This is a genomic window from Daejeonella sp. (genome assembly GCF_049655485.1).
Classification (GTDB): Bacteria; Bacteroidota; Bacteroidia; order Sphingobacteriales; family Sphingobacteriaceae; genus Daejeonella.
Genome location: NZ_JBASJU010000406.1, coordinates 1 through 5,344, shown reverse-complemented (window position 1 = coordinate 5,344; position 5,344 = coordinate 1). Strand labels below are relative to the sequence as shown.

The window sequence follows — 5,344 nt, the reverse complement described above, 5'->3', positions numbered from 1 at the left end:
TCATCATGGAGTTTAAATTCGCCGTTCGAGAATGCTTTTATTGAACTAATGCCTTTATCCGCGATATCATAGCCTTTCTTCAGATAACCTGCATACAGTTTTAGAGCCGCCAATTGCTGAACGAGGTATTTTTTTTGAGTTTCCTTCTGCTTAAATATTTCATCCCAGGTTTGGGCCATGAGATTTCCAGACATCGAAACTATGAATAGTATGAGGATCGCTTTCATATCAATTTACTTGTATTCCATATAGCTGTTGTACCTCTTTAATTTGATCCTGGCTTTTTGATCGTTGCAAACTCATCAGTATATTCTGGGTATTGAATTGCCGGAGGTCAGAATAATTCACTTCGATACGGTCGGCGGCTTCGTTAATTAGCTCGAGGCGTTTGGCATCACTCATGTGAGTCTTGAAGGCATTCACCACCAGTAAGATCTGATCCAGATTTTTGGCACTTTCATTAAGGATGCCTGTATAGACGTCGTACATATAGTCGAGTTCTTGGGGAGTAAAGTTTTTATCTCTACGGGCCAGATTCCATGCTTTTTTGTACTCTTCAACCAAGAAAACCTGCTTGGTGGTGATATCCTTAATACGCTGGTAGTATGAAATAGCTGCCTTCACCTTCCATAGATCAGCATAATATTTACTGTAGATATCTTTCTGTTTCTCTGTCCAGTCTGATATCTCGGCTAGTTTTAGCTTTGAGAGCTGATTCTCCATAACCTTTTGTGCATTTTGAAGCCATATAGTCTCGTTCTGCATCCGTTGAATTTTCAGATCAACCGATTTAATAACCTTTTTTACACCGGCTTTTATTACTTCCAATACTGCTACCTGGGCATTTACTTCGCTCATTGGGAGCGAGACCATCAGTACAATCATACTGGCTGGCATGTAGATCATAAATTTTTTCATCTTGATTATTTTTGAGTTAATACTAAACCTGCTGCTCTCTTGCGAGAATTTTTATTCCTTTCTGAATGCTTCCATACTTTTTAGTGTATTGCTGCACCTTCATTTTTTCAGTCTCTTCTGTAGTATAAGTGAGATATTCCTCTGGACTGACTTCCGTTCGATACACTTTGCTGTGTTGTCCTCCGAGAGCTATAAAGACTTCTTTATATTTCAGTTTTGGGTCATTGGCTTTATTGACCGATAGAATCTGAACCTTTTCCTTTTCAGTTAAGCCTAATAAGTCCTGTATGAGATCGAATTTATTCTGATACTTAGATTGGTCAAGAAGAATCTTACAATCAGAATTATTGATGATGGTTTCTTTCACAATAGGGGAGCTGATCACATCCTCAACTTCCTGGGTGACAATTATTGCTTCTCCAAAGAATTTCCTGACGGTTTTGAAGAGATATTTTATATATTCTGCCATCCCTTCCTTTGCAATAGCCTTCCACGCTTCTTCAATTAGAATCATTTTTCTGATTCCCTTCAGCTTCCTCATTTTACTGATGAAGGTTTCCATTATGATGAGAGTAACTACTGGAAAAAGTATAGGGTGATCCTTTATATTATCGAGTTCGAACACGATAAACCGCTCATTTAACAATTCCAGATTTTCAGTCGCATTCAATAAGTATCCGAATTCACCATCCCTATAGAAGGGTTTTAGAACATAAAGAAGGTTGTCAAGATCAAAATGTCGCTCTTTAACATTATCTGCCTTTAATTGTGCGGCAAACTCATTTTTTAAATAGTCATAAAATGTATTGAAGCAAGCAAATACCTCTGGGGAGTGCATCAGCCGTTCATAATAGCCTTGTAATGCATTAGATAAGGCTACATATTCAGGTCTTTCAAGCACTTCATCTTCTTTTTTCCAAAGCGCCAGAATTAGGCTCTTTAAGCTTTCTTTCTTTTCTGTGTCTGGAACTGACCCTACACTGATATAAAATGGGTTGAATTGTAGTGGCTTTGCCTCATCATATGTGAAATAATACCCACCAACCAGGTCACAAAGACCTTTATAACTATGACCAACGTCAACCAGAACGATATGAGCTCCTTGTTCATAATAGCTCCGAACCATATGATTCGTGAAGAATGATTTGCCGGAACCGGACGGACCCAGAATGAACTTGTTGCGATTGGTGCAGATACCAAGCTTCATAGGTTCATCTGAAATATCAACATGAACAGGTTTACCAGTTAAGCGGTCGCCTAGACGAATTCCAAAAGGACTTATAGAACTCCGGTAGGTGGTTTCGAGATTCAGAAAACAGCATGCCTGTTCAGAAAAGGTGTCAAATGTGTCGTTTATGGGAAAATCTGCTTCATTGCCTGGGATACCTGCCCACCAAATTTGAGGTGCACCATCAGTTTCCAGTTTCGTCGTTGCGTCCATTTGTGCCATGGCCGAATGAACTTTGGTCCGTATATCTTTTCTGTCATCAGGATTGTCCGTCCAGGCTAGGATATTGAAATGAGCTTTCACGGGTAAACGCTGCTGGCTGATGGCTTCATTCAAAAAATCCTGGGTGGCGTCCCTGCCAATTGAATTTTCTCGGGAATACGCTGACAAAGATTGCAGACGTAGACGCTTTGCTTCAAGCTTTTTTAACGTTTTGGCGGCGTCATCAATGAAAATATACTGGTTGAAAATGTGATTGCAGTCTAGCAACTGGCCTAAAGGAGAAGAGAAGCCGACACTGCATTTGGTTCGGTCTGTACTATACTTATCGTAATTTATCCGAGTTCCACAAAGAGCAGGCAAATTTTCTGCTTCTGAAAGACTAAATAGCTGGCAATAATTTGCACCAATCTTAATTTCATCTTTTAAATGTACATCCGTTAGGGATGCTCGCTCAGATTTACCCAGCAAGAAACAATACCGCTCAATGATTCCAGCTGTGCTATCGGATCCGGCTAATTCATCAGTTGACAGCCGTCTCATTTGCACGAATCCACTATCGATCAAGATGCGTTCGAACTGATTTGCTTTATCAGCGAATTCATTTACGAAATTGGGGCTTAACATCTGAGAAGGTACAATAGACTTTCTGAAGAGTCCGGAAAACGCAGAACTTGGAGTTCGCCTGCCGTCGGGCTTTTTAGATAGAAAGATATAGCAACTATGTTCTAAATATTGACGCTCGTTAAAGAAGTGTTCACTAGCACCGGATAAAAAGCTGGTTGCATCTGAAATTTTCCGGGATTTCGAGAGAAAATCTGCTTTGTAAGAATCCTCTAAAAACCAATCCTGCTTATGAAAGCAACTGTACTTAGGTAAAATCCTAATTGCCTTTGACAACGCTTGATGGAAAGCTTCGTATTCGCTATTTGAAAGCGAAAAAATTTCCGGAAGCTTAACTTCATACGCAATGGTGATGTCTCCAAATACCGATAAGATAGAATTGTTTTCAACCTTATAAATCGGAAACATTTTTTCGATATCAATTGGCTTTGCCATCATTCCTCCTTGCTTTGTCCGAATTCGGGTTTAATTGAATAAATAGCTTTCGAGAACTAAATCTGAGATATGTGGGGATATACCGTTTCGCTGCTTTCTTTAGCAAGCCATACTCCCCATATTTATAACTCAACCTGTAAACAGTCATGAACAAGGTGGTACCCGCTGCTGAGATTATGAGTATGCATAACAATAGATTGAAACCGATGATATACATTGTCGCAAACACCACCAGGAGAATTACTAGTCCAATTGCCAGGTAGCCGATATATTGAGCCTTTAAGCCCTTAAATTCGATTGGCTTATTAATCCCTTTGTTGATACTATAAATGCTAGCCATAGCTCAGATTCCAAAGAATGATTGAAGAACTGTAGCTACAATCACAAGGAAAACGCAGCTTCCGAACCACGCTGAGGCGACCTTGCCGGTATCATGATCTCCGCTGTTCCATTTCTGATAAACTTTTATAGCACCAACTAGTCCCACGACGGCGCCTATTGCGTACATAAGGTCGGTGCCTGTGTCGAAATAGCCCTTGACTTTGTTAGTCGCTTCGTTGATTCCGGCGTTGCCGTCCTGGGCGAATAGGGTTATTGTAGTGAGCAGGAGAACTATTGATATAAGTCCTCTTGCAATCCTTCTTTTAAGTTGTTTGTTGATTCTGAATGCTCGTTTCATAGCTTTAAATGATTAATGGTTTTCCTCGGTTAATTGATCCGCTTGATCGGATGAGAATTGTAGTTCCTCCGACAATATCGAAGCGCCATTATGGTCTGGCTGGATTTCGCCAAGAACATTTTTTTCTACTGGATAAGGTTCAATGTCATTCGGGTATTGACCTTTGCCATTTACCATAGCCACTATCTGTGGACGATAGTAGATTAAGATAACCGCCAGGTAATACACGGTGAGTAGGAGGGAGATGGCTATTGCATATTGCAGCCAGGAAATTGAGTGGAGCATATACCTTCGTTTTAGATGCAGCTGAATTGCTGTATGAAGGCAAAGGTGGGAGGAATCGAAAGCTGACTTTCACACCTTGAAGGTGAGTTGTGTGTTTTTTATTGTCAAAAATCTCCTAAATTGCTCATATCGCTAGTTTGAAACCCACAATTTCTATCTTGTTAAGAGTTTAGATAGTACGAATAATTGAAGAAGGAAAGTCAATGACAAAATATTTTAAAATTGCAACCGAAAATATCGATAAGTTGGAGTTTGAACTGCCCAATTTGGGTGGCAAAATGAAATTTAACCAAATAGTCAATTATGGGCATGGTCATATAGGAGCTGAGCCATCCGAACGGGCAACGACTCCAGAAGATTATGACAAGGAGTTTGTTAAGCTTGTATGTAAGACCAGTCCAGTTTATAAAGTGAGAGATTTAATGGAATTTCATTTCGATAGTTATGAAGCAAATAAACAAGAATTTTTAGGGCAGATAAAATATCACATAGTCCCCCTGATGAAAAAAGAACGGTGTAAAGATGGACACATTAGTTTAATAATTGATTGGGTGAGTGAAAAGGAAGGAGGCAATAAGCCAGCCAATACGGTAAACAATTATAACAATATAAAAACCGGAGACATAAACGCTCCCGCCCAGTTTCAACAAAATTCCCAAAATTCCACTCAGAATTTTAAAGTGAATTACAGTGTGACCACTGTACAGGAATTGTTTGACGTGCTAAAAGATGATATTGAGAGCTTAGACGCCAGCATACAGGAAGATTTTTTGTCTGAGATGAACTACGCGTTAAAACAAGTAAATCAAGGTAGAGACATACAAGGACAACTTACGAATATCGGATCTCTGATTTCAAATGTAGGGCTGCCTTTTTTTGTTAATCTGGTTTCTTCGGGTGTTTTTGAAGTTATGAGGACATTCTTAGTTCTGTAGTTGCGATGATCAATAAGGATC

6 protein-coding genes and 1 pseudogene are annotated in these 5,344 nt (G+C 39.6%); 1 reads left to right on the top strand and 6 read right to left on the bottom strand.

Annotated features, from left to right (window positions below; all coding sequences use genetic code 11):
• From WBJ10_RS16480 to WBJ10_RS16455, 6 genes and pseudogenes are all read right to left on the bottom strand, one after another.
• Nucleotides 1–227: pseudogene (locus WBJ10_RS16480) on the bottom strand (hypothetical protein); the annotation flags it as partial.
• Nucleotide 228: 1 nt separating this feature from the next.
• Nucleotides 229–918, bottom strand: coding sequence for a conjugal transfer protein TraI (locus WBJ10_RS16475; RefSeq protein ID WP_424292267.1), 690 nt, complete (start codon nucleotides 916–918; stop codon nucleotides 229–231).
• Nucleotides 919–940: 22 nt separating this feature from the next.
• A complete protein-coding gene (locus WBJ10_RS16470) occupies nucleotides 941–3,424 on the bottom strand; it encodes a TraG family conjugative transposon ATPase (protein ID WP_424292269.1) in 2,484 nt (827 codons plus the stop codon).
• Nucleotides 3,408–3,764: a DUF4133 domain-containing protein gene (locus WBJ10_RS16465; RefSeq protein WP_424292265.1), complete on the bottom strand. Its 357-nt coding sequence runs from the start codon at nucleotides 3,762–3,764 to the stop codon at nucleotides 3,408–3,410. The genes WBJ10_RS16470 and WBJ10_RS16465 overlap by 17 nt, the downstream gene beginning before the upstream one ends.
• Before the next feature lie 3 nt (nucleotides 3,765–3,767).
• Complete coding sequence (locus tag WBJ10_RS16460) at nucleotides 3,768–4,103, bottom strand: DUF4134 domain-containing protein (protein ID WP_424292263.1); 336 nt, start codon at nucleotides 4,101–4,103, stop codon at nucleotides 3,768–3,770.
• Between the two features lie 12 nt (nucleotides 4,104–4,115).
• Nucleotides 4,116–4,388, bottom strand: a complete 273-nt coding sequence (locus tag WBJ10_RS16455) for a hypothetical protein (RefSeq protein WP_424292262.1) — start codon at nucleotides 4,386–4,388, stop codon at nucleotides 4,116–4,118.
• Between the two features lie 203 nt (nucleotides 4,389–4,591).
• Here WBJ10_RS16455 and WBJ10_RS16450 point away from each other — a divergent pair, with 203 nt between their 5' ends.
• Nucleotides 4,592–5,323 (top strand): hypothetical protein, encoded by a 732-nt coding sequence (locus WBJ10_RS16450; RefSeq protein ID WP_424292260.1) that lies wholly within the window; start codon nucleotides 4,592–4,594, stop codon nucleotides 5,321–5,323.
• Nucleotides 5,324–5,344 lie beyond the last annotated feature (21 nt).

What these genes read in the sequence shown, in the direction of transcription:
- WBJ10_RS16475 (WP_424292267.1), bottom strand. Translation starts at nt 918, where the DNA reads ATGAAAAAATTTATGATCTACATGCCAGCCAGTATGATTGTACTGATG.
- WBJ10_RS16470 (WP_424292269.1), bottom strand. Translation starts at nt 3,424, where the DNA reads ATGGCAAAGCCAATTGATATCGAAAAAATGTTTCCGATTTATAAGGTT.
- WBJ10_RS16465 (WP_424292265.1), bottom strand. Translation starts at nt 3,764, where the DNA reads ATGGCTAGCATTTATAGTATCAACAAAGGGATTAATAAGCCAATCGAA.
- WBJ10_RS16460 (WP_424292263.1), bottom strand. Translation starts at nt 4,103, where the DNA reads ATGAAACGAGCATTCAGAATCAACAAACAACTTAAAAGAAGGATTGCA.
- WBJ10_RS16455 (WP_424292262.1), bottom strand. Translation starts at nt 4,388, where the DNA reads ATGCTCCACTCAATTTCCTGGCTGCAATATGCAATAGCCATCTCCCTC.
- WBJ10_RS16450 (WP_424292260.1), top strand. Translation starts at nt 4,592, where the DNA reads ATGACAAAATATTTTAAAATTGCAACCGAAAATATCGATAAGTTGGAG.